At 53.8% G+C, this 25,360-nt stretch carries 25 protein-coding genes and 1 tRNA gene; 17 read left to right on the top strand and 9 right to left on the bottom strand.

Going from position 1 to position 25,360, the window contains the following annotated elements:
- Nucleotides 1–27 precede the first annotated feature (27 nt).
- The 4 genes from sucC to VFT64_04830 all read left to right on the top strand — a co-directional run bounded on the left by sucC (nt 28) and on the right by VFT64_04830 (nt 5,032).
- Nucleotides 28–1,200, top strand: coding sequence for an ADP-forming succinate--CoA ligase subunit beta (sucC, locus tag VFT64_04815; GenBank protein HEU5047149.1), 1,173 nt, complete (start codon nt 28–30; stop codon nt 1,198–1,200).
- A gap of 33 nt (nt 1,201–1,233) precedes the next feature.
- Nucleotides 1,234–2,115 (top strand): succinate--CoA ligase subunit alpha, encoded by an 882-nt coding sequence (gene sucD / locus VFT64_04820; protein ID HEU5047150.1) that lies wholly within the window; start codon nt 1,234–1,236, stop codon nt 2,113–2,115.
- 81 nt (nt 2,116–2,196) lie between these two features.
- On the top strand, nt 2,197–2,772 hold the full coding sequence (locus VFT64_04825) for a flavodoxin family protein (GenBank protein HEU5047151.1): 576 nt from the start codon (nt 2,197–2,199) through the stop codon (nt 2,770–2,772).
- A gap of 184 nt (nt 2,773–2,956) precedes the next feature.
- Nucleotides 2,957–5,032 (top strand): hypothetical protein, encoded by a 2,076-nt coding sequence (locus VFT64_04830; GenBank protein ID HEU5047152.1) that lies wholly within the window; start codon nt 2,957–2,959, stop codon nt 5,030–5,032.
- On the opposite strand, the gene VFT64_04835 is transcribed toward VFT64_04830, so the two are convergent.
- Nucleotides 5,023–6,051: a cupin-like domain-containing protein gene (locus VFT64_04835; protein HEU5047153.1), complete on the bottom strand. Its 1,029-nt coding sequence runs from the start codon at nt 6,049–6,051 to the stop codon at nt 5,023–5,025. The two genes, VFT64_04830 and VFT64_04835, sit on opposite strands and share 10 nt — an antisense overlap.
- Before the next feature lie 170 nt (nt 6,052–6,221).
- Between VFT64_04835 and VFT64_04840 the strand changes: the two genes are divergently transcribed.
- On the top strand, nt 6,222–6,497 hold the full coding sequence (locus tag VFT64_04840) for a hypothetical protein (GenBank protein ID HEU5047154.1): 276 nt from the start codon (nt 6,222–6,224) through the stop codon (nt 6,495–6,497).
- Here VFT64_04840 and VFT64_04845 read toward each other — a convergent pair.
- Nucleotides 6,494–7,450: a glycosyltransferase family 2 protein gene (locus VFT64_04845; protein ID HEU5047155.1), complete on the bottom strand. Its 957-nt coding sequence runs from the start codon at nt 7,448–7,450 to the stop codon at nt 6,494–6,496. The two genes, VFT64_04840 and VFT64_04845, sit on opposite strands and share 4 nt — an antisense overlap.
- A 54-nt stretch (nt 7,451–7,504) precedes the next feature.
- Between VFT64_04845 and VFT64_04850 the strand changes: the two genes are divergently transcribed.
- Complete coding sequence (locus VFT64_04850) at nt 7,505–7,762, top strand: PqqD family protein (GenBank protein HEU5047156.1); 258 nt, start codon at nt 7,505–7,507, stop codon at nt 7,760–7,762.
- Here VFT64_04850 and VFT64_04855 read toward each other — a convergent pair.
- On the bottom strand, nt 7,759–8,571 hold the full coding sequence (locus VFT64_04855; GenBank protein HEU5047157.1) for a glycosyltransferase family A protein: 813 nt from the start codon (nt 8,569–8,571) through the stop codon (nt 7,759–7,761). The two genes, VFT64_04850 and VFT64_04855, sit on opposite strands and share 4 nt — an antisense overlap.
- A gap of 64 nt (nt 8,572–8,635) precedes the next feature.
- Here VFT64_04855 and VFT64_04860 point away from each other — a divergent pair, with 64 nt between their 5' ends.
- The 5 genes from VFT64_04860 to VFT64_04880 all read left to right on the top strand — a co-directional run bounded on the left by VFT64_04860 (nt 8,636) and on the right by VFT64_04880 (nt 15,121).
- A complete protein-coding gene (locus VFT64_04860) occupies nt 8,636–10,162 on the top strand; it encodes a glycosyltransferase (protein ID HEU5047158.1) in 1,527 nt (508 codons plus the stop codon).
- Nucleotides 10,095–11,066, top strand: a complete 972-nt coding sequence (locus VFT64_04865) for a glycosyltransferase family 2 protein (protein ID HEU5047159.1) — start codon at nt 10,095–10,097, stop codon at nt 11,064–11,066. Before VFT64_04860 ends, VFT64_04865 begins: the two co-directional genes overlap by 68 nt.
- Before the next feature lie 14 nt (nt 11,067–11,080).
- Nucleotides 11,081–12,256: a glycosyltransferase gene (locus tag VFT64_04870; GenBank protein HEU5047160.1), complete on the top strand. Its 1,176-nt coding sequence runs from the start codon at nt 11,081–11,083 to the stop codon at nt 12,254–12,256.
- Between the two features lie 64 nt (nt 12,257–12,320).
- The gene (locus tag VFT64_04875) at nt 12,321–14,414 is read left to right on the top strand and encodes a glycosyltransferase (GenBank protein ID HEU5047161.1); all 2,094 of its coding nucleotides are present in this window, start codon (nt 12,321–12,323) and stop codon (nt 14,412–14,414) included.
- The gene (locus VFT64_04880; protein ID HEU5047162.1) at nt 14,411–15,121 is read left to right on the top strand and encodes a prepilin-type N-terminal cleavage/methylation domain-containing protein; all 711 of its coding nucleotides are present in this window, start codon (nt 14,411–14,413) and stop codon (nt 15,119–15,121) included. Before VFT64_04875 ends, VFT64_04880 begins: the two co-directional genes overlap by 4 nt.
- 3 nt (nt 15,122–15,124) lie before the next feature.
- Here VFT64_04880 and VFT64_04885 read toward each other — a convergent pair whose 3' ends face one another.
- From VFT64_04885 to VFT64_04895, 3 genes are all read right to left on the bottom strand, one after another.
- The gene (locus VFT64_04885) at nt 15,125–15,634 is read right to left on the bottom strand and encodes a hypothetical protein (GenBank protein HEU5047163.1); all 510 of its coding nucleotides are present in this window, start codon (nt 15,632–15,634) and stop codon (nt 15,125–15,127) included.
- 102 nt (nt 15,635–15,736) lie between these two features.
- Nucleotides 15,737–17,158, bottom strand: coding sequence for a hypothetical protein (locus VFT64_04890; GenBank protein ID HEU5047164.1), 1,422 nt, complete (start codon nt 17,156–17,158; stop codon nt 15,737–15,739).
- The gene (locus tag VFT64_04895; protein HEU5047165.1) at nt 17,139–17,270 is read right to left on the bottom strand and encodes a hypothetical protein; all 132 of its coding nucleotides are present in this window, start codon (nt 17,268–17,270) and stop codon (nt 17,139–17,141) included. Before VFT64_04895 ends, VFT64_04890 begins: the two co-directional genes overlap by 20 nt.
- 37 nt (nt 17,271–17,307) lie before the next feature.
- Between VFT64_04895 and VFT64_04900 the strand changes: the two genes are divergently transcribed.
- The 3 genes from VFT64_04900 to VFT64_04910 are packed head-to-tail and all read left to right on the top strand — an operon-like array spanning nt 17,308 to nt 19,851.
- The gene (locus tag VFT64_04900; GenBank protein ID HEU5047166.1) at nt 17,308–17,871 is read left to right on the top strand and encodes a shikimate kinase; all 564 of its coding nucleotides are present in this window, start codon (nt 17,308–17,310) and stop codon (nt 17,869–17,871) included.
- The gene (gene aroB, locus VFT64_04905; protein HEU5047167.1) at nt 17,868–18,965 is read left to right on the top strand and encodes a 3-dehydroquinate synthase; all 1,098 of its coding nucleotides are present in this window, start codon (nt 17,868–17,870) and stop codon (nt 18,963–18,965) included. The genes VFT64_04900 and aroB overlap by 4 nt, the downstream gene beginning before the upstream one ends.
- 13 nt (nt 18,966–18,978) lie before the next feature.
- Nucleotides 18,979–19,851 (top strand): DMT family transporter, encoded by an 873-nt coding sequence (locus VFT64_04910; protein ID HEU5047168.1) that lies wholly within the window; start codon nt 18,979–18,981, stop codon nt 19,849–19,851.
- Between the two features lie 2 nt (nt 19,852–19,853).
- On the opposite strand, the gene VFT64_04915 is transcribed toward VFT64_04910, so the two are convergent.
- Both VFT64_04915 and VFT64_04920 read right to left on the bottom strand, forming a co-directional pair.
- A tRNA-Leu gene (locus VFT64_04915) sits at nt 19,854–19,942 on the bottom strand.
- Between the two features lie 32 nt (nt 19,943–19,974).
- Nucleotides 19,975–20,319 (bottom strand): DUF423 domain-containing protein, encoded by a 345-nt coding sequence (locus VFT64_04920; protein HEU5047169.1) that lies wholly within the window; start codon nt 20,317–20,319, stop codon nt 19,975–19,977.
- Between the two features lie 106 nt (nt 20,320–20,425).
- On the opposite strand from VFT64_04920, the gene VFT64_04925 reads away from it, so the two are divergent.
- From VFT64_04925 to VFT64_04935, 3 genes are read left to right on the top strand one after another with little or no spacing between them, the layout of a single operon-like run.
- The gene (locus tag VFT64_04925) at nt 20,426–21,316 is read left to right on the top strand and encodes a hypothetical protein (GenBank protein ID HEU5047170.1); all 891 of its coding nucleotides are present in this window, start codon (nt 20,426–20,428) and stop codon (nt 21,314–21,316) included.
- Between the two features lie 9 nt (nt 21,317–21,325).
- On the top strand, nt 21,326–21,646 hold the full coding sequence (locus VFT64_04930; GenBank protein HEU5047171.1) for a hypothetical protein: 321 nt from the start codon (nt 21,326–21,328) through the stop codon (nt 21,644–21,646).
- Between the two features lie 23 nt (nt 21,647–21,669).
- Nucleotides 21,670–23,145 (top strand): alkaline phosphatase family protein, encoded by a 1,476-nt coding sequence (locus VFT64_04935; GenBank protein HEU5047172.1) that lies wholly within the window; start codon nt 21,670–21,672, stop codon nt 23,143–23,145.
- Nucleotides 23,146–23,223: 78 nt separating this feature from the next.
- On the opposite strand, the gene VFT64_04940 is transcribed toward VFT64_04935, so the two are convergent.
- Nucleotides 23,224–25,359, bottom strand: a complete 2,136-nt coding sequence (locus VFT64_04940; GenBank protein HEU5047173.1) for a transglycosylase domain-containing protein — start codon at nt 25,357–25,359, stop codon at nt 23,224–23,226.
- Nucleotide 25,360: the final 1 nt, after the last annotated feature.

A 25,360-nucleotide genomic window follows, 5' to 3' on the forward strand; every position in this document is an offset into this window, starting at 1 on the left:
GTCTTTGAGGAGTATTGAGGAAGTGTTATGAATATTCATGAGTACCAGGCAAAAGCCATATTAGCGCATTATAATGTTCCGGTTCCCAGGGGCGGTGTAGCCTATACCCCGGCCGAAGCGGAAGGCGTTGCGCAGAAACTGGGCGGAAATCTTTGGGTGGTAAAAGCCCAGATCCATGCGGGCGGCCGCGGTAAGGCCGGCGGCGTAAAGCTTGCTAAATCCCTGAATGAAGTTTCCGAATATGCTGGCAAAATGATCGGCATGACGCTCGTGACGCACCAGACCGGGCCGGAAGGCAAGGAAGTCAAGCGTGTCTATATCGAAGAAGGCAGCAACATCGCGACCGAGCTTTACCTGTCCATGATCGTGGACCGTGCGACTTCGCGCATTACCTGCATGGCTTCTTCCGAAGGCGGCATGGATATTGAAGAAGTTGCTGAGAAGCACCCTGAAAAGATCATTATGGTGGGGATCGACCCGGCCAGCGGCATCCAGCTTTTCCACGTGCGCAAACTTGCTTTCGCGCTTGGCATCAAGAAGGAACTGCAGGCAAAGTTCGCGGATTTCGTAACGAACCTGTACCGTGCTTTCGTAGAAAAGGACGTAAGCCAGCTGGAAATCAACCCGCTGGTAATCACGAAGGAAAACAACATCATCGCGCTTGATGCAAAGTTCAACTTCGACGAAAATGCGCTCTACCGTCAGGCGGATGTGCAGGAACTGCGTGACGAAGACGAAGAAGATCCGTTTGAACGCAAAGCTGCGAAGTTCGGCCTGTCCTATGTGAAGATGGACGGCAATATCGGCTGCATGGTCAACGGCGCAGGTCTCGCCATGGCGACGATGGACATCATCAAACATTACGGTGGCACGCCCGCGAACTTCCTGGACGTTGGCGGTGGCGCAACGAAAGAACGCGTGACCGAAGCGTTCAAGATCATCCTGTCGGATGCAAGCGTTGAAGGCATTCTGGTGAACATTTTCGGTGGCATCATGCGTTGCGACGTGATTGCAGACGGCGTTATCGCTGCTGCACGCGAAGTCAGCCTGGACGTTCCGCTGGTCGTGCGCCTCGAAGGCACGAACGTGGAACTGGGCAAGAAAATGCTGGCTTCTTCCGGCCTTCCGATCCTGCCTGCCGACAATCTTGCCGATGCTGCGCAGCGTATTGTGGACGCGGTTCGGAAAGCAGCGGCGTAACGGTTTAGTCAGTGAAATTTGAAGGAATGTAAAATGTCCATATTGGTCAATAAAAACACAAAAGTTATCTGCCAGGGCTTCACCGGCAGAGAAGGCACATACCACTCCGAACAGGCGCTGGCGTACGGCACGCAGATGGTTGGCGGTGTTACCCCGAACAAAGGCGGTACCACGCACCTGAACCTCCCGGTATTCGACACGGTGGAAGAAGCCGTAGCTAAAACCGGTGCAAACGCTTCGGTCATCTATGTTCCGCCTCCGTATGCTGCGGATGCGATTCTGGAAGCGATCGACGCGAAGATCGAACTCGCCATCTGCATCACCGAAGGCATTCCGGTACTCGACATGGTGAAGGTGAAGCGTGCTCTCTCCGGCAGCAAGACCCGCCTCGTCGGTCCGAACTGCCCGGGCGTTATTACGCCGGGTGAATGCAAGATCGGCATCATGCCGGGCCATATCCATAAGAAAGGCCGTATCGGTATCGTTTCGCGCTCCGGCACGCTGACCTATGAAGCAGTGGCGCAGACCACGGCGGAAGGCCTCGGCCAGTCCTCCTGCGTCGGCATCGGCGGCGACCCGGTCAACGGCACGAATTTCGTGGACGTACTGGAACTGTTCCTCGCAGACAACGAAACCGATGCGATCATCATGATCGGCGAAATCGGCGGCTCTGCAGAAGAAGAAGCTGCAGAATTCCTGAAGAAGAGCAAAATTAAGAAACCGGTTGTCGGTTTCATCGCAGGCCGTACCGCTCCTCCGGGACGCCGTATGGGCCATGCGGGTGCAATCATTTCCGGCGGCAAAGGCGGTTCGGAATCCAAGATCGAAGCAATGCGCTCCGCAGGGATCAAGGTGGCCGAAACTCCGGCTTCCCTCGGTAAGGCGATGGCTGAGCTTCTCAAAAAAGCGGCTTAAAGCAAGTTTAAGCAGCCCAAAATGTAGAGGGGTGGCATATGCCACCCCTTTTTTTAACCACCACCACGAAAGGAGTAGACGATGACGACAGTTGCAATTGTATATTTCAGCGGTTACGGGCATACCAAGAAGCAGGCGGAAGCCGTGCATCAGGGCGTGGCGGGAGTGCAGGGCATAAAGGCCGAGACCATCACGATCGATAAAGAAGGCAATATCCCTGATGAAGCGTGGGCAACGTTTGAAAAAGCAGGCGCGATCATTTTTGGTGCCCCCACTTATATGGGGGGACCGGCCTGGCAGTTCAAGAAATTTGCGGATGCATCCTCAAAGGTCTGGTTCAGCCAGCAATGGAAGGATAAAATCGCTGCAGGGTTTACCAACTCGGGCACCATTAACGGCGACAAATTCAATACGCTGACCAGCTTCCACACGCTGGCCATGCAGCATGGCATGGTATGGGTGGGAACGGGCCTGATGCCGTCCAATAAGAAAGATGCAAAGCGTAATGATGTGAACTGGCTTGGCGGATTTGGCGGTGCGCTGGCGCAGTCGCCGACCGACGGTTCGCCGGAAGAAGGGCCGCTTCCGGGAGATCTGGAAACGGCGCGCCTTTTCGGTGCGCGCGTGGCAGAGTGGGCTAAGAAAGTTCATCCTTAAAAGACTTGAGATAAAAATACAACAGCCGCCCTGTTATATGCAAACAGGGCGGTTTTCTTTTAGGAACGGTCCGTTCCCGACCCCATTTCCCCCTTTATTTGCGAAAACATAATAGCTACAATCATGAAGCGACATCCGGTCGCCAGTGCGGCACCCGCCCATGTTATGATAGGTTCAGACCCCGATGACTGAAAACCAACCTACCACTGCGCAGCACGAACAGCTTCTGGCGATGCTGAAGCAATACCGTCCGCCGGAGCCGGAGGCGGTAGGCCGTGACATCATAGGGGGACGCTACCGTATTCTGCTGAACCAGCCGCTGCAGCAGCTCAGCTCGCAATTTGCCGATGCCTATGTGGTGTCGGACGAGATGGAGCCGTCATTATTCCTTTATGCGCTGGTGTACAAGAATGACGTTCCGATCCGGCAAAGAAATATCGAAGCGCTCAAGGAGTATAGGCATCCCAACATGGTGGCGCTGCTGGATTACGGTACAACGGAAATCAGCACCCTTCTGGAAATGCGCTTTGTTGTCATTCTGGAGCGTCCCATAGGCCAGTCGCTTTCATCCATTCTCTCCAATGGCAGGAATTCGGCTTCGCAGGAAGTGCTGATCACATATGTGCTGCGACCGATGGTGGAAATTCTCTTAAGCTTCAGCAAGATGGGTATCAGTCATAACCGGATCAATCTGGAAAATGTCTATATTGCCAATAATACGGTCATGCTCGGGGAGTGCGTTTCGGAACCGTCCGGCTTTTCGCAGCCTTTCCTGTTTGAGCCCATAGAGCGTATTCTGACCATGCCGATGGCGAAATCCGACAATGCCATCGGGGCCGATTGTTATGCGCTGGCCGTGCTGATCCTGCATTGCCTGCTGGGGTTCAAGCCGTTCGATGGCATAGAGAAAGATCGCTTCATCGAAAGCATCCTCGCGCGCGGCACTTATCATACGCTGGCCATTGAATGGGACTTCTCTGACGATATGCAGGACTTTTTCCGTGGCCTGCTCAATGACGCGCGACGCGAGCGCTGGAATCCTGAAAGCCTGGATGGCTGGTTGGCGGGACGGCATTTCAACCTGATTCTTCCCTCTCTCCCGAGCGAAGCAACCCGTGGGTTCGAGCTGCTGGGGAAAATCTATTTCAATCGCAAAAGTATTGCCTACGCGATCTTCCGCAACTGGCAGGAAGCACGTATGGTCATCTTCGACAATAAGCTCGGAAGATGGATGGAAACGGCGGCCCATAAGCCGGATGTAGCAGATTCGGTTCTGCGTTATGTCACCAGTATAACCAACGATAATATCCGCTCCGAGCGGCAGAATAACGATCTTCTCGCGCGTACTATCATCCTGCTGGATCCTTCCGGCCCCATCCGCCTGAAACACCTTTCCGTGATGCTGGACGGGATAGGCTGCCTGCTTACCAGCTCGTTTCTGGCGGGCGAACGTGAAGACGTGCAAACCATTATCCAGATGCTGGAAAGCGATCTGCCATGGTTCTGGCTGGAACAGCAAAACGGTGCGGGTGATTATTCTGCGGCAATCCTGAAGCTGCAGCGCGCGCGTAATTACATACGAATTAACAGCCTGGGATTTGGGGTGGAGCGCTGCATCTATGAGATGTATCCTTCGCTGCCTTGCCAGAGCCGGCTGCTGAAGGGTTACCATGTCACCACGCTCGCGGAGCTGCTGGAAAAGCTCAATATTGTAGCGAAGCAAAGAGCGGAGCAGGATGATTTCATGGACCGGCATATCGGCGGTTTCATCGCCAGCAGGCTGGATATGGGTAAGGAAGTCAGAGTAACGGAGCTGGATGTGCTGCCTAAACTCGCCGCTAATCCGGGCCTGGTGGGGCTGAAGCTATTGCTGCGCGCGCAGAATAAAGTGGAGAACACCATATTTCCGGGGCTCTGCACCTGGGTGGCGCTCAAGCTTGAACCCATATTGGATAATATCCATAAACGCGCCATCAGAACGAATATGCAGAAGGAACTGGTACAGGCGGTAGCAACGGGTAACCTGAAGAAGATAGAAAGATTGATGCTGAATGCCAATCTGTTCATCAACGACTATAACAACTTCCACGATGCGATGGCGGCTTACCAGCAGCGCAGGGAACAAATCGCTTCCCTAAAAGATGGAACGGTGTTGCGGCGCCATGCACGTATTGTCGGCCGCGGCGTATCCCAGACCGTATCGTTTGGCGTATGCTTGCTTACGATTTATTATACGCTGCGGATGTATTTTCATTTCTGATATTGGGCCAGATGCCTGAATAGCACGGAATTATCAATGAAGCGGTTAGGACAGGCTTCAGATGTCTTGATATGTGTGCATACCAGGGAAATGCTGGGGCTCAGGCTGACAACATGATGCCACCATCCCACGGGAATGAAAAGACAGTCTCCCGGCCCCAGTTCGAGATCGATAATGGTTGCCTCCAGAAACTCAGGATGAATGCCCGGCTGGGGATCGCGCAGATCAACATCGCTATGCGTGCTGGAGGAGTGGTAAAGATAAGGGACTTGCAATGCAGGCACAAGGCGTACCCGTTTTCTGCCATAAATCTGGATCAGCATGTTATTAACGCAATCGAAGTGCAATGCCGTCTGCGTGCCTCTTGGTCCGATAAGGAAATACATCCGCTGATCATTGCACTCCGGGGCAAAATACCCATCGCCAATATCTTTAATATCGTCTTTCAGGGCTGCCAGTGCGGTGTTGTTATGCGTATAATTACCCGCACTGAGATAAAAGCGGTTACTGGATTCGGTCGTCTCCACCATGTCGATAAACTCGCCGAACCGTATCATCTTGCCGAATTGCTCTGCATTCTGCTGATAACGCTCATCCCCTAACGTGCCGTATTCATACTGTATCTGCACCACCGTATCGGCCCCGATTTTGCTAAGCAGTCCGCGCGGCGTCCAGTGACGGGCTTCACTATGCTCAAGCACATTATGAAAAAGGCCGGGCCGGTTGGGATAGTAATATTGCTCCATGAACTGGGCGTAAGGGGGAAGAGCGGTCTTCTCGACGGTAAGATAGTGCGGCAGGGCGCGCATCTGTCGGTCGAGAGTTTTCATCAGCCCTTCACGGGCACCCAGCTGCCGTTTTAGTGTTTGGGCTGTTTTAATGTAAGGCGCTGCCCAGGCAAACTCCTGTTCAATGGCTTCGGCGGAAAAACCGCAATGCAGAAGCGTCTGCCGTAACTGATCCGTCTGGTAGCCCGCCAGCAGGCTGGAAGCGATCCACTCTCTCAGGCTGTTATCCATATCTCTCCAGTAATGCGATGCTAAAGTATCGCATGTGAAAGGATTTTTTCAATAAATATAATGACCTAGTGATGAAATGCGAAACCGGTTGCCTTCATCTCCACTCGTGCTAAAATTAGTATACGCATCATATACTTGGTGACGTTAACAGGAATGAAAAGGATACCGCCATGCAGAAACCTTCTTCCGAGTCTTCCAAAGCAAAGCGCTTTGGTATGAAATTATTCCGCTTTGGTACGGTATTCTCCGCCTTCACAGTAGTGATGTCGCTGTTTTCAGGCTTGGGCACCCAGCTGGCCAACAAGCTGACGGGAGCAGAGCAGGCCCCCACTGCCGAACAGGCCGACAATAAAGGCTTGCTGCCGTATGAAACACCGTCGTTCCATGTGTTCGACAGCGTGTTTGTGAATGAAGCCAAGGCAGTGTTTGTCAATGTTGCTACCTAGTTTTTGCTGCTGAATAAAGTGGAAACAGGTACGCTGACTCTCTCCAGATAATATTGCGCTCTTTGTGCGTCCCCTTCCTTGAGGTAAGCCATTGCCAGCTCAATATGAATACGGCTGAGCAGTTTTTGATTGAGCTGCTGCAACTTCTCTTTTCCCACCGCCGCAATAAAAACCGGATTAGTGAAAACACGCTCGAAAGCGATAAAGAGCGGAGAAGGGTTTTCCAGGAAAGCAGCGTTGACGTTCCCGTCATGCCTGCGGTAATGCAGCACGATGCGCTTGCCCACCGATACGATCTCTCCCGATAAGGCAAGATGGCACCACAACACCCAATCCTCTCCGAAGCGTAAGCGATGATTACAGCCTGACAGTTTTTCCAGCGCCTGTTTACGTATGCATATCGCGCCGTTACTGAAGGGATTCCGGCGTTCAAGCAGATGATAGAGCACGTCACGCCCTGAAAAGGTGAAAGTACGTGTCTGCGGATCTTTTAGCAGCGCCCCGGTTTCATCGGTCTGCTGAAGCCCCCCATAAACGGCCACGGCGTGAGGATGCCGCCAGATACCCCGGACCAGATAGCGCATAGCGCCGGGAAGCAATACATCATCAGCATCAAGAAAGAGAATAAGTTCTGCGCTGGTATGATGTACGCCGTGGTCGCGGGCTTCTCCGGCTCCGCTATGCGGCTGATGCAGCAAGGTGACGACAGTGCCGAAAGGTTGGCATATGCGGCGTATTTCTGTTGCGGCAGGTTCTTCGGAACCGTCATCCACAACGATGATTTCCTTGTAGGGATAATCCTGCGTAATGGCGGAACGTATCGCCGCTTCCAGGTAAGTTGTGACGTTATAAACAGGAATAATAACTGCAACACGCTCATTGGCGGGACGCAGTAGGTTTTTAAGGGCAAACAACGAGAGCATGGCCGTATCCGGATGTATGCGCTTGATCATAGCGCATAGCCTATGCTAAGGCTAGCAGGTAATCCTCATTGATTGGAAAGGCTTATGCCGCTGATAGACTCAAAGAAGGTTTTATGGAAAGAGGTCGACGGCCTCGTGGTCGTGCTGTTGATTTCCGCAGGCTATTTCATTGAGCTCAACAAAGTCGGCAGCACCATCTGGAAACTACTGGCCGAAGGCAAATCTGTGGAAGAAATCGTAGCGGCCATGATGAAAATATATGATGTCGCTGCGGAGAAACTGACAGCGGATGTGAAAGCGTTCATTGAGCGCATGGCTGAGCAGGGACTCGTGCAGGCCTAGCATTCCTCGCGCAGGCGGAACAAAGCATATTGCAGATATTCACGCCTGTGTAATAGGCCTTCAGCAACAATACGGCGTAGGTTTTGGATGTAATAATCCCGGGACATCAATCCCGGTGCCTGTGTCTTCAGTATAGTGTCTATAATGGCGGTATTGGCTTTCATTAATGCCTGGGAAGAAAGCGTAGTATTGCCTTTGTGGCGGCGAAAACAGGTGAGTATCTCCGGCAGTGCCGCACCCTTGCCATGCTGCAGCAGTTCAGCCCATAAAGCATAATCTTCCGACACGGTAAAATCCTCAGGGAATCCCTTTGTAGCTGCAAGATTTTGTGCTCGTGTCACCACGGAGGAAGTGTGAATGAGAGGAAACATGGCGATATCGTGCAGTGTCATCGCAGGCTTTGCCGGAATGATAGGCGAGCGTGGCAGTGAATTTCGACTTTCACCGATAAAGGCAAAGCCTGAGCACAGCCATGCAACATCTGGGTGTGCCTGAAGATAAGCAATGCAGCGTTGCAGCTTCTGCGGTGCAAACAGATCGTCATCATCCAGAAATGCAATAAATTCGCCCCGTGCTTCGCGAATGCCGAAGTTGCGTGCAGCTGCAGCGCCTGAATGGGCTTGCGTGAAATAGCGTAGCCTGCTGTCATAAAGCATAACAAGCTCCCGCGTATTATCCTGAGAACCGTCATCCACCACGATCACCTCAAAATCCCGGTAGCTCTGCGCATAAACGGAATCCAGCGCTTGCTGGAGAAAAGCGACGCGGTTGCGGGTAGGGATAATGATACTGACGAGTCCCGTTTTCATACTGTATTGGGGCGGCAAAGAGAGGGTGTACAGCGCAGGCGCTATCCGATATAGTTAGCGCATAATGAGCATAACGGCAATCATAGTCAGCTATAACAGTGCGGAAGTTATTGGCGCCGCGCTCAGTAGCGTTTGCGCTCATTCTGAAGTAGAGCGCTGCATCGTGGTGGATAATGCGAGCACGGACGGAACGCTTGAACTCATACGCTCTTGCTTCCCCGATGTGCGGATAATCGCAAACCTCGATAATCAGGGCTTTGGCCGTGCTTGTAATCTCGCCCTGCAGCAGGTGAAGACCGAATACGCGCTTCTGCTGAATCCCGATGCCGTCATGGGAAAGGACAGCATAGAAGCATTGCTTTCGCAGGCGAAATCCCACCCGGAAGCCGCAATTATTGCGCCGGTACTGCCATGGCAGGGAGGGGATCCAAGCACATCGTCCCTGCGTCAGCCTGTCATTGCCAATGCAGCTCTCCCGGTTACGGGCAGGCGGGAAGGGGATATCCTGCCAGCATCCGTTATCTCCGGAGCGGTGGCCTTATGGCGCATGGAGCAGATGCAGCGGATAGGTTTCTTCGATCCGGCTTTTTTTCTGTTCTATGAAGATGATGATATTTCCATTCGTGTACGCCGTGCAGGGTATGAGCTTTTGCTGGTTGCAGGGCTGGAGGTAGAGCATATTCCCGGACGCTCATGCAAGGTTACGCCTGCTATTGAAAAACGAAAACTGTGCAGTTCCACCTGGTCTTATTTATACATGCACCGCAAATACCGGGGTATGGTGATTGCTTTATGCAAGACGTTCATATTACTGGCGCGTTCAATATGCCTGGCGGCAAGGTATGCGGTAAAGATGAATAAGGGCGCCGCCGGGCAGAAACCAGGGAATGAAGAAGAGGAATATAACCAGCAATGCGCAGCTTCATTGGCAGTGCTGGAGCAGGAAATGGCTGTGGTGTTGCATACGCAGGATATGCAAGCGCAAGAGGCGATCCGGCAGTTGGAAGCAGAGTATAGGCAGGCGGAAGAAGGATTCCAGATACGCAAAACGGGGTGGGAAACAGATCATAAGGTAACACTTGCGGCGGCGGCCACGGAACACGAACAGGCGCTCGCTGATGCCATGCAAATGCATGAGCAGCAATGGGAGGATAAAACACGGTCGCAGTCTGAGCCGGCTTCGCAAGCCGTATGGGAACATGAAGGGCAGCTGCGTATTATTCAGCAGGCATATGATGAAAAATGGATGGCGCTGACCAGCGGGTTCGATACGCAGTGGCGTTATTCCCAGCAGCAATACGATGCGCAGTGGGCTGAAATGGTGCGGCAGCAGGAAGAGCGCAGAAAACTGCTCCAGCAGAAACTGGAAACGCAGCGCGCGACATTGATTCAGCAACACGAGAAGAAGCGCTGGACACTCCTGGCGGAGCAGGAAAAGCAGCGCACCATTCTGCAGAAGCAGTGGGATGCAGAGCGTCTGGCATGGCAGCACAGGCAGGAAGCGCAGCAGGCCTATAGGATCAATGCAGCAAAATTATCCGGTGCATGGCGTTTTCTGTGCAGCCCGGGAAAGGATAAGGGTGAGCAGTGAGAGCAGAGTCGCGGTAGCGGTGATTACCCGGCGCAGACCGGATTCGCTGGCAGTAACGCTGCGCTCCTTGCAGGAGCTGCAAGTACCGCCATCGATAAAAGTACGTTGTATAGTCGTAGATAATGATGCAGCCCGAAGCGCCTTGCCCGTAATGCAAAATATGCAGCAGCAAACCGCAATGGCGCTGGAATATGCAGTGGAAGAAACTCCTGGCATTCCGCACGCGCGCAATAAGGCGCTGGAGCTGGCGGCAGACGAGGATTATATTGCCTTCATCGACGATGACGATATAGCCGAGCCGCGCTGGCTGGCGGCGCTTTATGAGGCTGCGCGAGCCTATAATGCGGATGTCGTCAAAGGACATATTGTCTATACATTCCCCGCCCATAAGGAGCATCTGGCCGCGCTCGATATTTTTACTGATATCGCCGTGCCGACAGGCATAGCGCTGGACTCGGCATGGAGCAACAACGTTTTGTTCAGCACGAAGATATACAATGAAACCGGCTTGCGCTTTGATTCTTCTTTCCGGGACACGGGAGGAAGCGATCATCATTTCTTCCGTCGGGCAAAGCAAAGCGGCGCTAAAATTATCATGTGCCGTGAGGCGGTTGTAAAAACTTCCGTGCCTGTGGAGCGCACCACGTGGCGCTGGCTTATACGCCGTAATATGCGGGTGGGAGCGACACTGACTATCTCGGATAAGAAAGCACTGGGGAAGAGCGCGGCAATACGTCATGCATGGCGGGCTGCATTGGACTCATTCCGTTATGCGCTGAGATTATTACCGGGGGTGTTCTCCGGTCGCAACCATATCGTGCATCCTTCCATGGCGGTTTGTTTTGCAATTGGACGCATAGCTGGTATATTTCACCTATCACCGCGCGAATATTACACGCGCTAATTAAAGGAGCGGCGATGCGCATAGCTTATGTGCTTGGCAGGTTTCCGGTTATGTCCGAAACATTCATCGGCAATGAAATCCGCGCGATGGAAGCGGCCGGGCATAATATCGTGCTGTCCGCATTGCATAAGCCTGAAGGAAGTTTTCAGTCGGAAGATAACGCACTCATGCACAGGACGCTCTATTTCGCTCCCCTAGAGCCTCGTGAAGGGTGGAAACTGATCCGGCGTTACGCGTTGCGCATTCTCCGCCTGCTTCCGTTCATGCTGCGCCAGACGACGGAACCGTACTTCCCATTCCTGGTACACGCGGCTCATCTGGCGGATCATATTCGCAAAGAAAACTGTACGCATGTGCATGCGCATTTTGGCTGGGGAGCGGCGACATATGCTATTGCGGCGGCCCGGCTCGCCGGTCTGCCTGTCACGTTTACCTGTCACGGCTCTGACGTCTATGCGCGTCCTGTCGATTTGCGGGTTAAATGCAAAGCGGCAAGTGCCGTGATTGGCGTGGCGCCTTCCATTGTGCAGGATCTGCAGAAGTTGGCTGGCGGAACGCCATGCGAACTAATCTATTGCGGTGTGGATACGGCGCGCTTCAAGCCGATTGCAGATCCGGCGCAGAATAACGGGCGCTGGCTGTTTTGCGGTAGGTTAATCGATTGCAAGGGAAGCGACGACATACTGGCAGCGTGGAAATTAATGCATGAAGAAGCACGCCCGCAGCTTGATATCATAGGCGACGGACCTTTGCGGGAGTCACTGGAACGCTACGTGGCAGAAAATAATCTGGAAGAGCATGTGCATTTTCTGGGAACGCAACCTGCCGCATGGATTGCGCGCAACGGTCCCTGCTATTTTGCATCCATCACCGCTTTCAGGCAGGGCAGTGACGGCAGCCGGGATACTGCGCCGATGGTGCTGAAAGAGGCCATAGCGATGGGATTGCCGGTCGTGACGACAAGGTTTGCCGATATGGCGGAGGTGGTGGACGAGAATTGTGCCGTGTTGTGTCCTCCTGCAGTGCCGCAGGCTCTGGCGGAAGCTGTTATACAGGTGCAAAAAATGCCGGATGATGCGCGGCAGAAAATGGGAAGGGCAGGACGCGTGCGGGCAGAGACACGCTTTAGCGCGCAACAGCAGGCAGCAGCGCTTACACAGTTATTCGAGCGCTGCGCAAGATCGCGATAGAAAAACCCTTTGATTCTATTATGCTCAGACCAGAAGCAGGGCGAATTCTGTATTAGGAGTGGTCATGTCAGGTCAGCGTGTAAGCGTGGTGGTCCCGGTTTATAACGTCGTGACGTTTCTGCAGGAAGCGATCGATTCCGTATTCGCACAGGATTATCCGGATATAGAGCTGGTAGTGGTGAATGATGGTTCCAATACGATGGCCTCAGAAGAGATTGCGCGTATATGCACTGCGGATGCGCGTATTACTCTTATAAATCAGAAAAACACCGGGCAGGCCGTTGCGCGGCGAAATGGTGCGCTGCGTGCCACAGGCGATTACATTTGGTTTCTGGATGGCGATGATGCGCTGATTCCCGGAGCCGTATCGCATCTCGTGGCAGCATTGGAAGCCAATCCTTCCGCGGTGGCTTCCTATGGTAAGAAGATATTCCTCGAGAACGGCACCTTTAAATACCGTGAAATATTGCCGCTCGAATCACAGAGCGTTTCGGGCGATATTCTTCCGGCATTGCTGGAAGGGATACCGCTGCTTTCCAATGGAAGCGTGTGTATACGACGCGAATATGCTTTGAAGATTCGCTTTCCGGAAGGCATTCGGCAGGGGGAAGACTGGATCACCTGGTGCAGGCTGGCGGCGATGGGAGACATTATATGCGCTGGCCATCGGCCGGTGCTGAGCGTCCGCCAGCATAATGCCAGTACCTCTCGCGGCGTTTTTACGCAGCCCTCCATTCTTTTTTCCATGCTGGCGGTCGTGTATGGCGATCCGGAATTGATCGCGCGGATCGGCAGGGAAAAATTACAGCACTATCGCATGGAACATACACGGCGCATCCATGAGTATTTACGTGTCAGTTATACCGAGCGGAAGCAGTATGTCAGGGCACGCTGGCATGCATGGCTTAGTGCGCACTGGCAGCGTAAACGCGCGAAGCAGCAGTTCCCGCCGCGCGATAACAGAATCCGCGTGCTGCACGTGGTTAAATGGTTTTATGCCGGTGGTGCAGAGCGTCTGATAAGCTCAGTGCTGCAGCATAGCGACCGCGAGCGCTACGACCATGTCATACTTTCTTTGTCGGATCAGAAGGAAAGGCTGGCGGAAATACAGAACACACTGGGTATTCCTTATATCGCAGTCGAAATCACGCGCGATAAATGGAATATCGCAGGCTATCTGCGCTGCCTGTGGCTCATTATACACGCAAAGCCAGATGTTATTAAAACATGGCTGCCCCCTTCCAATATCGCGGGAGGGATCGTGGGCTGGCTGCTGCGCATACCGGTGATCTGGGGTATTCATAATGCCCTTCCGCCGGAAACGAAGGATGCGTTCCGGCAGGTGCGCTTCTCGCGTTTCATGCCCGCGCGCATTATCTGCTGCTCGCAGGCCGTTTACGATACCTGTGTAACGGCGGGGCATGATGTACGAAAGCTGGAGATCATTACGAACGGCACGGACACGGCAATGTTCTGTCATTCGCCGCAAGGGCGCGCGCGGATACGCAAAGAACTTGGCATTGCACCGGATACACTTTTGATCGGTATGGCGGCGGAATTCGTGCCGATCAAACGTCATCCGAATTTTCTTGTAGCAGCGCATATGCTGCTGAAATCCTATCCGCAGGCACAGTTCCTCCTGTGCGGTAAAGATACGACAAGGGACAATCTGGCGTTGCGCAAATATATCTGCACGCTCGGCATGGAAGAACAGGTGTATCTGCTGGGCATCAGGAATGATATGGCGGATATTTATAATGCACTGGATATTCATGTGCTTAATTCGCATTGTGAATCGTTTGGTCTTGCGGTCGCGGAAGCGGTGTCATGCGAAACATTGTGTGTTGCGACAGAAGTTGGTATTATGAAGCAGTTGCTCCAGGATGTAGGGGAACTGATTCCGGTGTCCGAAGACCCTGCCGTACTGGCGGAGGCCTTGAAGCGAATAATAAAATGGACGCCGCAGGAAAAGGCCGAGCGCAGGGCAAAAGGCCGCAAACGGATGATGCGCGATTACTCGGTGAGTGAAACGGCCAGGCAGTATGATGCGCTGTATCTGCGCGTTATGCAGCAACGAAAAAATAAACAATCGAGCGAAGAGGGGACTGCCTTCAAACCGTATAATAAAATTACAGGCAAAACGAGGATGAATGGATGATACACGGCAGGAACAAACATAGCGGTTTCACACTAATGGAAATGACGGTGGTGATCGTCATTATCGGCCTGCTGGCGGGAGGAGTGGTCGCCGGACAATCGTTGATTAAGACTTCGGAAATCGCCTCGGTCATGACGGATGTAAACCGGTTCCGCGCGGCGATCAACGCATTCGATACGCAATATAATGCGCTGCCGGGAGATATGTCTAACGCATCGAGCTACTGGTCTACTGCTAATAATGGCGATGGTAATGGGAAGATTAATTATAATAGCGGGGCTTGGGGAAGCGAGGAATATTATGTATGGCAGCATCTGCAGCTGGCTAATATCTTGCCCGGCACTTATGGCACTTCTACGGCAACCCTGCCGCGTTCGAGATTACGGGATGGCTATTACCGTGTTTCCTATCAGACCGGCGTCTACGGCAAAAGCGCGCATATGATTTCTCTGAACAAATGGAACTCAGCAACAAACCTTGCCAACACAGCGATATTATCGCCCAAGGATGTCTATGAAATGGATAGGAAGTACGATGACGGTTCAGCCGATACGGGACGTATCATGGGCTTTAACGAGCAGGGCGTGCCGGGCTGTGTGACAAACGATTACACGGTAGGCTACGGAAGCTACCTGAACACGAGCGATGCAATCAAATGCAAGATATTCTTCCTGCTCGATGAAAGAGACCCCAAGCAATCATCCTAGGTTTTAAGCAGAGACCGAAGTGATGTTATTGACGTTGTTCTGCACGGTCTGCTGTAAGGTCTGGTTATAAGCAACCGAAGCTTGGGTCAGCGCGCCGACCAGCCCGTCAATCAGATTCGCTCCGGTATTCGTTCCTGTATGGGAAGAGGAGGCCGCCTTGACGGCGTTCTGCGCTTCCGTGACCGAGGCGGAAGCAGAGGTGGAATACAGATTCGACAACAATGTTGTCAGCGTATGGTCGGTGGAAGTGCCGCCGCCTAACAAACTCGATACAGGGTCGAACGTGCCGTTGCCGCCGCCTTGCAGCAGGCTCAGGATTTCCGGTTTAAAGCTATTGCCACTTAATAATGATGAGACCGCAGCAGAAGCATTGGCTGCTGCCGTGCCGGAAACGCTCGGCGTTGTGGAGCTGGAATCGGAAGATGAAGACGTGGTAGGTTGCGTCGCATTCAGCGCGCCGGTGAGCTGGCCCAGATAAGAATACGGTATGCCTGTTGAGACGGAGTTTACCATAAACACCCCCAATAATTACCTGATAATTATACCATTTTCTGCTAAAAAAGCAAGGAGGCTCGGTTCGTCGCAAAAAGCGTTATAATAGCGCAGCTTGGCACATTATTGATAATTCTTTACGGCCTCGTAAGCGAGTTGGCGAGCTTCTTTCTCGAAGCCTATGGATTTCAATGCCTTAACGATGGGAATCAAGGCCAGATCGCTGATATTATCAGCACTGCTGTTGCCGGCAATCAGCGCCGCTGTCAGGATAGTTTCACCCTTACGGCCCGCTTGCGCCGCCTGGCCGAGCCGGTCGACCAGCATGGCAGGCGGTATTTCCCCGTCAAAGCGGCCTTTGCGGTTCAAGAGTACGTTCCAGGTTTTATCCGGCACTTTATAGCCAAACAGCTCCATGCAACTCAGCAGCCTGCTGATGCGCCTGCTGTCGCGAACTCCGGCATTTTCCACGGCAAGACGTGCAATCACGGCATTATCCGCATCCGTCGGCGGCTGGCCTGAACCAAGCGCTGTTACAAGGGTTGTGACATCACTGGCCAGTTCTTTGGCAAAAGGCTGCGACGGTAGCGTGGAGGAGGGAGTGGGCGGAAGAAGACCCAGCTGCTGTGCTTTAGTGGTAGCTTTCTCACGCAGTTTTGCATCTACACGCGTATCCTGCGCGAGGTATTTCACCGCGATGGGAGGCATGCTGTCCAGGCGGTCGCTTAGGCGGTTGCTCTCGCCCGCCATGACGATCAGCGAATAATCCAGCAGCGAAATATCGCGCGGCAGCGTCTTGAGGGGCACATTCCTGTCGGCAAGATGCCGGATCAGATCCTGGAAGAACGGATCGTCAGGTGAACTCTCGCGCAGCATATCGACGCCGACCATCGCTTCATCAAACTTGCCTGCGCGGGTCTGGCAGAGAATAGAGATTTTCTTCCAGAAAGCAGAGGTGCTTCCGGATGGAGGCGTCTGCTTGCAGGCACGGTCATAATCGCCATGTGCCAGTGCGATACTGATCTGCAACTCCAGCAGCTGGTCCGCTGCCAGCGAGGGCGGCAGCGCATTAATCATGGTATTGGCTTTATCGTCTTCTCCGATTCCTGCCAGCGCATTGACACGCAGGGTAAGCCAGTCATTGGAGGAAGTGCCGGTCGGCGGCGTACTTTGTGTCATCAGGAGCTTGACCAGCAGGTCATGCAGGGCCGGGTCCGAAATGCCCGTGTGCAATTGCTGCAGGAGGAATTCGTCTGCCGCGCGGTTGTCCGACTGCCAGATCGTACCGGGAAGACCGCCGCTGCTTTCCGTCAGCGTGCCGAACCCGTCAGTGGAGGGTTTTTCCATCGGGGCGCTCTCGATGGTGGCGGGTGGAGCTTCTTCATACCCGACACCGGCGTCGGAATCCATGGCGCCGCCGCTATTGTCGCTCTTATCCTGAGCGGTGATGGCAGGAGCTATTTCATGCGGCGCTTCCAGCGCGGCAAAAGCGATTGAGGGGAGGAAGGCCAGTAAAATCAGCAGGCTATTTGAATATCCGTTCATTGCTCACGACTTTCTCTACGTTATGGCGCGGGGCGGGAATGGTGTGGGTCTCCAGATAAACCCCACCGGCCACCAGGCCGATAATGATGAGTAAGCTAAGGATCTTTTTCATTCTTCACTCTTTGGGTTGTTTAGGGTATGGGTTAGGCATGAGCGATAATAACACAATAAAAGAAAACCGCAATCCGCTTGGGCTCGCCCGGCCGATCGTGCTGGTCGGGCTGATGGGAGCGGGGAAATCCACCATCGGACGCAGGCTGGCTTCTGAACTCGGCCTGCGCTTTGTAGATTCCGACAATGAGATCGCTGAAGCGGCCGAATGCAGCATTTCCGACATTTTTGCCATTTACGGGGAAACGATTTTTCGTGACCTGGAAAAACGCGTCATTTTGCGCCTGCTGGGCAGCGAGCCCATTATTCTGGCCACCGGCGGCGGCGCATTCATGAATCCGCAGATCCGCGAGGCGGTGAAAGAACACGGGCTTTCCATCTGGCTGCGCGCCGATATCGATGTGCTGCTGGAGCGCGTCTCGCGCCGCAATACGCGCCCGCTACTGGAAAACGGGGATAAACGCGCCATTCTCATGCGCCTGAAAGCGGAGCGCGAGCCGGTCTATGGCACTGCCGACATGGTCGTGGATAACGACATCGGCGATCACGATAAGGTCGTGGCTAACATTATGGAAATGCTGAAAGGAAAATATCTGGTATGACGTCTTCGCTACGCGTTGAGCTGGGCTCGCGCAGTTATGATATCGCTATTGGCGAAGGGTTGATCGGCCGTGCAGGCGAACTGATGTCGCCATTGCTAAAACGCAAGAAAACCATCATTATCTGCGACGATACCGTGGCTAAACTCTATCTGGAAACGTTGCAGGCATCGCTGACGGCGCAGGGTATCACCCATAACGCAGTGGTGCTGCCGCATGGGGAGCAGACCAAAAGCTTCTCCGAGCTGGAAAAACTCATGGAGAAGCTGCTGGATTTCGCACCCGACCGCAACGTGACGCTGATCGCACTGGGTGGCGGGGTGATTGGAGATATTACGGGCTTTGCAGCGAGCATCCTGCTGCGCGGGGTGGATTTTATCCAGATCCCAACGACATTGCTTGCGCAGGTGGATAGCTCCGTCGGCGGCAAGACCGGCATCAACACGCGTCATGGCAAGAACCTCATCGGCTCGTTCTACCAGCCGCGCCTTGTCATCGCGGATACAGCTGCGCTATTGACGCTGCCAAGGCGCGAATTACTAGCCGGATATGCAGAAGTGGTCAAATACGGTGTCATCTGCGACCGCCAGTTCTTCACCTGGCTTGAGGAAAATGGCGAGCAGGCGCTTGCGGGCGATACGCAGAAGCTTGCCCATATCGTGCGTGCAAGCTGCAAGAGCAAGGCGGAAGTCGTGGCGTGCGACGAGCGCGAATCCGGCGTCCGCGCTATTTTGAATTTCGGCCATACGCTCGGCCATGCGCTGGAAGCCGAAACGGGCTATAGCGATAAATTACTGCATGGCGAGGCGGTTTCGGTCGGCATGATGCTGGCCATGAAACTTTCTGTAATGCGTGGTTTGAGTACAGATAAGGATCTGGAACGGCTTAAGAATCACCTGGCAAAGGCCGGTATGCCTGCTGTGCTTTCGGATGTGAAACAAACCTTTGATGCTGAAAAACTCATCGAACACTGCTATCATGACAAGAAGGCGAAAGATGGCGGACTAACATTCGTACTCGCCAAAGGCATCGGCAAAACCGTCATCTGCGACGATATAACACGGCAGGAATTGCAACAGTTACTGGTGAATGCTTAAGCATTTCGGACGGATGCAGGCACCCCGCCTCGGGGTGATCGTAGCCTTGACGACGGCCATCATTTTCGGCGCCCATACGCCTGCCGAACGCGCAGTCTACGCGGAAGGCGGAAATGTAGCGCTGGTGATGATCGCAACGACGTTTGCGCGCGCTTTCGTATTGGTGCTCTATTGTCTGGTGCGCGGCAGGAAACTCTTTGCCCGGCGAGAGGATGTCATTCAAGCCTTCTGGGGCGGCCTGTGCCAGGCGATCTCGGTATTCGCTTTATTCTGCGCACTGGTCTACCTTCCCGCGCCGGTCGTGATCATTATCTGTTTTACCCATACGCTGATGCTGCTGTTCTTTATGGCGTGGCGTAAAGAAGTGGCGCTTGATACTCCCACCGTGCTCGTAACACTCAGCACGCTGGCGGGGCTGGTGTTCGTGCTGGATATCACGCATCAGGATGCGCCCGGGAGCTGGCTTGGCATAGGGCTCGCATTTCTTTCCGCGGCGATGGCTGCCGCCCGTTTATACCTGTATGGCCACCAGATGAAAGAGCGCAGCCCTGCTGTGGTCGGCGCGGAGAATTTCATATTCGCGTTGTTATTTGCAACCCTGTCGCTGGCTTTCATGCCTGCACCGCACTTGCCCTCCATGCTCGGCACGGCGTGGCTGGGCGTGGCCTGCCTGGCGCTGGCATTCGGCACTTTCTGTATGTTTTACGGCATCTCGCTGCTCGGCGCATTCCGCTACAGCCTGTTTGCTAAGACGGAGCCGATTTTTACCGCCTTTTATTCCCTCATCTTCCTGCATGAAGTGCTGAAGCCACAGCAATATATCGGGATTGCCGTCGTTGTCGGGAGCCTGACGCTTTATATGCTGAGGAAAGAGCAAAAAACCTGAGATGGTGCGGGCGGGGGGACTCGAACCCCCACAGACACTGAAGTCCTACGGATTTTAAGTCCGTTGCGTCTACCAATTCCGCCACGCCCGCGTGACTTTCCCTCTATAGCGATAACGATTCCTTTACGCCAGCACAATCAGCAGCCACCCGGCCATAAGGCAGATACCGCCCGCAGGTGCAAGCAAGGTGATGTCGCTCCAGCCCGTGAGCGCCCGGATATAGAGCGAGCCGCAGAACAGCACGATTCCGGCAAGAAAAGCCAGCCGTGCCTGCACCATTCGTTTAGGCAGCTTATCCGCAAGCCATAGCAGCACCACCGCGTGAATAAGCTGGTAGCGTGAGGCTTTTTCCATGAATAAAGCGGGCAGGGATTCATGCACGGCATGTGCCGCAACAGCGCCCATAATGACGGCCATCAGCCCGTTAAGCGCAGCGATGCTGCGCCATCCGCGTTCCTGAATCAACATAACGGCTCCTTTTGCGATTTATAGTTGTATCACCGATCATGATTATATATAAAATGGCGCGAAAAAAAGACCCGCATAATTTACTCATGATTGAGTTGAGCAAGATATGAACTATTTCCGCCAGGTAGGCATTATCAGTATGGCTTTGCTATTGTCCAGCTGCCATACGACCTCGTCCCAGCAGGTTCCTGCGCAGGATTTCGTGATCGCAGCCTCCGCTCTGCTGCAGGCCGAGTCCGGCTATATGGACGAAATACAGCAGGCTTCCGATGCGAGTTACCGGCTCGGCGCGGCGGAGCAATATGTCGCGCATGACGGCAAGTGGAAAGAAGTGGCGCAGTCGCTTAAGCAGCATAACGATTTTTCCAAAGCAAAAGAACTGCGCGTGAAGATGCTGGAATCACTCGTCACCTATGCGCAGATGGTGAATGTACTTGCGTGCGACGGCGATACGGCATGGCTGGAAAAGAACGCGCAAGAGACGACCGGCACTATCTCGGATATTTTGCAGGATAGCGGTGCGGCGCATGTGAGCGACAGCCAGAAAGGCGCGGTCGAATCCGTGATTGCCACTTTCGGCCATTCCATTATCGATAATGCGGCGGCGGGCAAGGTGCACAAACTCGCGGAAATGGGGAGGCAGCCTATTGCTGGGATACGCAAGATGATCGAAGCGGATGATGAAGCCATTGAAGGCAGCCTCTTTGCGGCCGGACTTGAGAAAGACCAGCAATCCTCACGCAAAAACATGCTTCATTCCATTTACGAGGATAAAAGTGTGAACGCAGCGGAGCGCCTGCAGGCATTTACTTCCGTGGAAGCAATAGAAACGCACGCAGTAACACGGCGCAAAGATATCCTGAGTGCGTTGAAGAAACTGGAAGCTGCGAACGATGCGCTGGCCGCAGGCAATAATTTGTCTGCTCGCGCGCTGGCACAGCAGGCGATAGCCTATGCGGATCTCGCGGCGCAGGTGCATAAAACAGCAATCGAGTAGGGCATCACTATGGCGCTTTCCAATAATGAAGTGATCAAGCGGCTGGAAAAAACCAAATGCACGCTGCAGGATCAGTGTGACGATGTGGAAGGCGAACAATTCAAGTGTCTGTGCCGGGTGATCGCAACGCTGAAAACGGAGATCGGCGCTATTGAGCAGAAGAATCTGGCCAGCGCAAATTATTCCCCGATCAGCGATGCCTTCAAAAAAGCCACAGCGGAAGGCAAAAAATTCCAGAACGATATCGACAAGGTAAAACAATCCTTCGAGGCGATTGAGTCGATCGGCGCGGAACTGGATAAGATCATCAACATTATTACATCGTTTTAGCAGTCAGCGGGAAAGAAAGAGCAATGGAAAATATTGAACATGTCGTTGTCGTGATGATGGAGAACCGCTCGTTCGACAATCTGCTGGGCTGGCTCTATGCGGATGTGAACAATCAGCCGCCGATCAACATTCCTGAGCAATCTCCTACGACATTTGAGGGGCTTTCAATAGACGGTTTTTTCAATCTGGACCATGACGGCCGCAAATATTTCGCTTGCCGCCCCACTACGAGCTGGCTGTCCTCCAAAAACCCCAACACCGTTCCTTCACCGGACCCGCATGAGGAGTTTGATTTTATCACGGAACAGATTTTCGGCATGGCTTCACCCACGCCGGATATAAAACCGACCATGTGCGGGTTCCTGAAGAATTATGCCACTACGGCGGCAGGCGGGCAATCCGCTGCGCAAATTATGCAGACCTACGGGCCCGATCAGGCCAATGTAATTAACGATCTGGCGCGGAATTTTGCGGTGTGCGACGGCTGGTTCGCGTCTGTCCCCTCCCAGACCTGGCCCAATCGCGGCTTCGTGCATACCGGTTCTTCCGACGGGCATGTGAATAACGACAACTATCAGCTATACGATATCGAGACGATCTTCAACGTCCTGCAGAAGCAAGGCAAGAGCTGGAATATCTTTCATAACAGCACGCTGATTCCGTCGCTCACTTACGGGCAGTTCCTGCCGCGTCTGGCGTTGCTGAACAATCATTTCTATCATTATGACGAATTCAAGGCACGTTGCGCCGCTGCCTCTAATGCTGCTCCAAATCAGAAGCTGCCTTCCTATTCATTTGTGGAACCGCGCTTCGTGCCGGAAATGGAGCCGCTGCATACTGAAATCAGTTACCCGAATGATTACCATCCGCCGCATAATATCTGCCGTGGTGAGCAGTTCCTGGCGGATGTGTATGAAGCCGTGCGCACAAGCCCTTACCGGGATAAGATTCTATTGGTTATTACGTTTGATGAGCATGGAGGCTGTTACGATCACGTTGCGCCGCCGTCAGGTGCAGCCGCACCCGAACCGGGCCCGATTTCGCGCGATGGCAGGTTCAAGTTCGACCGTTTCGGCGTACGCGTGCCCGCAATCGTGATTTCATCCTATATTAAACCCGGAACGGTATTCCGTGCGGAAGCAGGTAAAACACCTTACGATCACACCTCGATTCTTGCGACCCTGCGTGACTGGCTGAAGCTGGATCCGTTCCTTCCAAGCCCGCGTATTAAGGCAGCTCCGACACTGGACAAGGTACTGACATTGTCCGAGAAGGATAAGCGCGACTGGCCGCAGATTACCGCTCAGTGCACGATTGGTGACGACGATGAGTCCACGGATATTAAATTAAGCAGCGTACAAAAAAGCCTGATTGCGACAGCCATCCGCAAGGAGCAAGGCCAGCATGCAGATACAGTGCAGCAGCAGGCAGAGACTGAGCAACAGTTGCAAGGTATAGAGACCTATCAGCACGCGTTGGATTTTCAACAAGAGGTTTAATTGTCATGCGGTGGCTTGACCACGGCATCTCGAGAAGTTGTAAGAGATACCGCGATTGAATCGCGGTATGACACACTCCTATTTCACATGAAATGACACTGTATCGACCGGTTGCATCTGGCCGCCGCCGCTCTCTGCCACCTCCAGCACCAGCTGATAATCACCGCGTTGCAGCGGCCAGAGATAATGTCCGTTGTCAGTCACGGCCACCGTTTTGCCATTGAGCTTCCAGCCTGCCTGTTGTCCGGGCGAAATGCCTTGGGCGACAAATTCAAATGCCTGCTTGTTGGCAGGTACGCGCGGATCATATGCAAGGTAAAGCCCATCGACGGGACGCACCAGCGCAGGGTGGGGCGCGGTGGAGACGATTGGCGCAGCAGCGGTAGGCTCCGTGCCAGCAATAAAATATTCCGAGTGCATGAAACACCCGCGGCTGCCGTCATGCGCTTGTGTGCAAATATCATGCTTCACGAGGCGAGGGCTTAAGTAAAGCGGCGCGGTGGGAATGCGTTCTGTTAACGCGGCGAATATGCTGCGAAGCGCAATCGCAGGGCCGGAAGAGCCGGTGACGCCGTCCATCGGTTTGCCGTCGAGATTGCCCATCCAAATACCCACCACATAATGCGAATTATACCCCATTGCCCAGGCATCGTGATAATCCGTAGAGGTGCCTGTTTTCGCAGCGGTCTGTACCGGCAGGTTCAGCATGCTGCCCGTGCCGAATTCCAAGCGCTTTGCCCACGGGTCGGAAAGAATATTACCAATCAGCGATGCTGCTTCCTCTGAATAAATACGTTCATTGGGCCGTGCATAAGGAGAATCGAGCAGTGCGGTTAGTGGACGGAATACGCCGCGATGTGCAAGCGCCGCATAGGCCTGCATCATCTCGAAAAGTGTAACTTCGCCGTCACCGAGCGCGAGGCCTTCATCGTAAAAATCAGCAGGCTGCGTAAGGCTTTCCATGCCGAGCCTGTGCAGGGTAGCAAGATAACGGGCAACGCCCACATGGTCTATCGTATGAATGGCGGGAATATTGAGCGAATTGCCGAGCGCCTCGCGCAGCGTCACCTTACCGTAATAAGTATGGCTGTAATTGCGGAAGCGATGCATTCCGTCATTGATTTCCTGCGTGATCGGTTCATCCGGAATAATGGTGGCAGCGGTCCAGCCGGAATCAAGCGCCAGCGCATAAAGCAGCGGCTTCATGGAGGAACCCGGTTGGCGCGGTGTAAGCACGGCGTCAATTGCCTGCTGACTGTCGCCCGCCGTTACCCAGGCAAGGATTTCCCCTGTTTCATGGTCCACGATCATAGCCGCTGCATTATGCGCCTGCTTGCGCTTCATACCGCGCAAGAGTGCATCCAGCGTCTGCTGTGCCTGCTGCTGAATATGCGCATCGAGCGTGGTAGTAAGTTTGCCGGGAGAGGCTGCTACATTCTGCCGTATGTAAGAGACAAAGTGATCTGCGCTGACCGGCAGTGCAGGTTTGCCGAGGGCGAATGCACCGGAAGCTGTTTCCTCCTCCGGCAGATGCATCGCTGTGGCCAGCCGCAGGAGAGCGGGTGTAATCTTACCCGGATGCGCATAAAGATCATAAGCCGAGGGTGCGCGCGGCAGCACAGCAAGTGCCAGCATTTCTTTCGGCGTGAGTGTTGCCACTTCGCGGTTGAAATAATAACGCGCTGCCTGCACGATGCCACGGCGATTGGCGGCGTAAGGTACCTGATTCAGGTAGAATTCCAGTATCTGCGCTTTTGCCGCATGGCGTTCCAGAGACATCGCCTCGAATCCTTCCACCCAGCGCGACCATAACGTCCGTGGGCGTGGATGCAGGATGCGCACCACCTGTTCGGTGATTGTGCTGGCGCCGCGTACGCCGTGCAGCGCCTTGATGTCCTGCCGGACGGCGGCAAGCCGTGCGAGCCAGTCCACGCCATGATGCGAGAAGAAGCGTTTGTCTTCTGCGGCAATGAAAGCCTGCTGCAGCAAGGAAGGCACGGAATAAAGCGGCAGGATAGAAGAATCATTCAGCGCATTGCGGTAAGATACGGCTAGTGGCGCGCCGCTGCGATCTACGACATCGAAATGTGTCTGTGCGGAAAAGTCATTAAGCGCTCCGGCATCAAGAGGCTTCACAGCCATCCATGTGGCCACTGCCAGCATTACTGCCGGAACCAGCAGGCAGACGCTCGCTATCGCAAATGCGCGGCGCATA

Source organism: Rickettsiales bacterium (assembly GCA_035765535.1).
Lineage (GTDB): Bacteria > Pseudomonadota > Alphaproteobacteria > Rickettsiales > JABCZZ01 > JABCZZ01.

Excerpts from the sequence above, each read along its gene's own strand:
- sucC (HEU5047149.1), top strand. The coding sequence starts at position 28 with ATGAATATTCATGAGTACCAGGCAAAAGCCATATTAGCGCATTATAAT.
- sucD (HEU5047150.1), top strand. The coding sequence starts at position 1,234 with ATGTCCATATTGGTCAATAAAAACACAAAAGTTATCTGCCAGGGCTTC.
- VFT64_04825 (HEU5047151.1), top strand. The coding sequence starts at position 2,197 with ATGACGACAGTTGCAATTGTATATTTCAGCGGTTACGGGCATACCAAG.
- VFT64_04830 (HEU5047152.1), top strand. The coding sequence starts at position 2,957 with ATGACTGAAAACCAACCTACCACTGCGCAGCACGAACAGCTTCTGGCG.
- VFT64_04835 (HEU5047153.1), bottom strand. The coding sequence starts at position 6,051 with ATGGATAACAGCCTGAGAGAGTGGATCGCTTCCAGCCTGCTGGCGGGC.
- VFT64_04840 (HEU5047154.1), top strand. The coding sequence starts at position 6,222 with ATGCAGAAACCTTCTTCCGAGTCTTCCAAAGCAAAGCGCTTTGGTATG.
- VFT64_04845 (HEU5047155.1), bottom strand. The coding sequence starts at position 7,450 with ATGATCAAGCGCATACATCCGGATACGGCCATGCTCTCGTTGTTTGCC.
- VFT64_04850 (HEU5047156.1), top strand. The coding sequence starts at position 7,505 with ATGCCGCTGATAGACTCAAAGAAGGTTTTATGGAAAGAGGTCGACGGC.
- VFT64_04855 (HEU5047157.1), bottom strand. The coding sequence starts at position 8,571 with ATGAAAACGGGACTCGTCAGTATCATTATCCCTACCCGCAACCGCGTC.
- VFT64_04860 (HEU5047158.1), top strand. The coding sequence starts at position 8,636 with ATGAGCATAACGGCAATCATAGTCAGCTATAACAGTGCGGAAGTTATT.
- VFT64_04865 (HEU5047159.1), top strand. The coding sequence starts at position 10,095 with ATGCAGCAAAATTATCCGGTGCATGGCGTTTTCTGTGCAGCCCGGGAA.
- VFT64_04870 (HEU5047160.1), top strand. The coding sequence starts at position 11,081 with ATGCGCATAGCTTATGTGCTTGGCAGGTTTCCGGTTATGTCCGAAACA.
- VFT64_04875 (HEU5047161.1), top strand. The coding sequence starts at position 12,321 with ATGTCAGGTCAGCGTGTAAGCGTGGTGGTCCCGGTTTATAACGTCGTG.
- VFT64_04880 (HEU5047162.1), top strand. The coding sequence starts at position 14,411 with ATGATACACGGCAGGAACAAACATAGCGGTTTCACACTAATGGAAATG.
- VFT64_04885 (HEU5047163.1), bottom strand. The coding sequence starts at position 15,634 with ATGGTAAACTCCGTCTCAACAGGCATACCGTATTCTTATCTGGGCCAG.
- VFT64_04890 (HEU5047164.1), bottom strand. The coding sequence starts at position 17,158 with ATGAACGGATATTCAAATAGCCTGCTGATTTTACTGGCCTTCCTCCCC.
- VFT64_04895 (HEU5047165.1), bottom strand. The coding sequence starts at position 17,270 with ATGAAAAAGATCCTTAGCTTACTCATCATTATCGGCCTGGTGGCCGGT.
- VFT64_04900 (HEU5047166.1), top strand. The coding sequence starts at position 17,308 with ATGAGCGATAATAACACAATAAAAGAAAACCGCAATCCGCTTGGGCTC.
- aroB (HEU5047167.1), top strand. The coding sequence starts at position 17,868 with ATGACGTCTTCGCTACGCGTTGAGCTGGGCTCGCGCAGTTATGATATC.
- VFT64_04910 (HEU5047168.1), top strand. The coding sequence starts at position 18,979 with ATGCAGGCACCCCGCCTCGGGGTGATCGTAGCCTTGACGACGGCCATC.
- VFT64_04920 (HEU5047169.1), bottom strand. The coding sequence starts at position 20,319 with ATGTTGATTCAGGAACGCGGATGGCGCAGCATCGCTGCGCTTAACGGG.
- VFT64_04925 (HEU5047170.1), top strand. The coding sequence starts at position 20,426 with ATGAACTATTTCCGCCAGGTAGGCATTATCAGTATGGCTTTGCTATTG.
- VFT64_04930 (HEU5047171.1), top strand. The coding sequence starts at position 21,326 with ATGGCGCTTTCCAATAATGAAGTGATCAAGCGGCTGGAAAAAACCAAA.
- VFT64_04935 (HEU5047172.1), top strand. The coding sequence starts at position 21,670 with ATGGAAAATATTGAACATGTCGTTGTCGTGATGATGGAGAACCGCTCG.
- VFT64_04940 (HEU5047173.1), bottom strand. The coding sequence starts at position 25,359 with ATGCGCCGCGCATTTGCGATAGCGAGCGTCTGCCTGCTGGTTCCGGCA.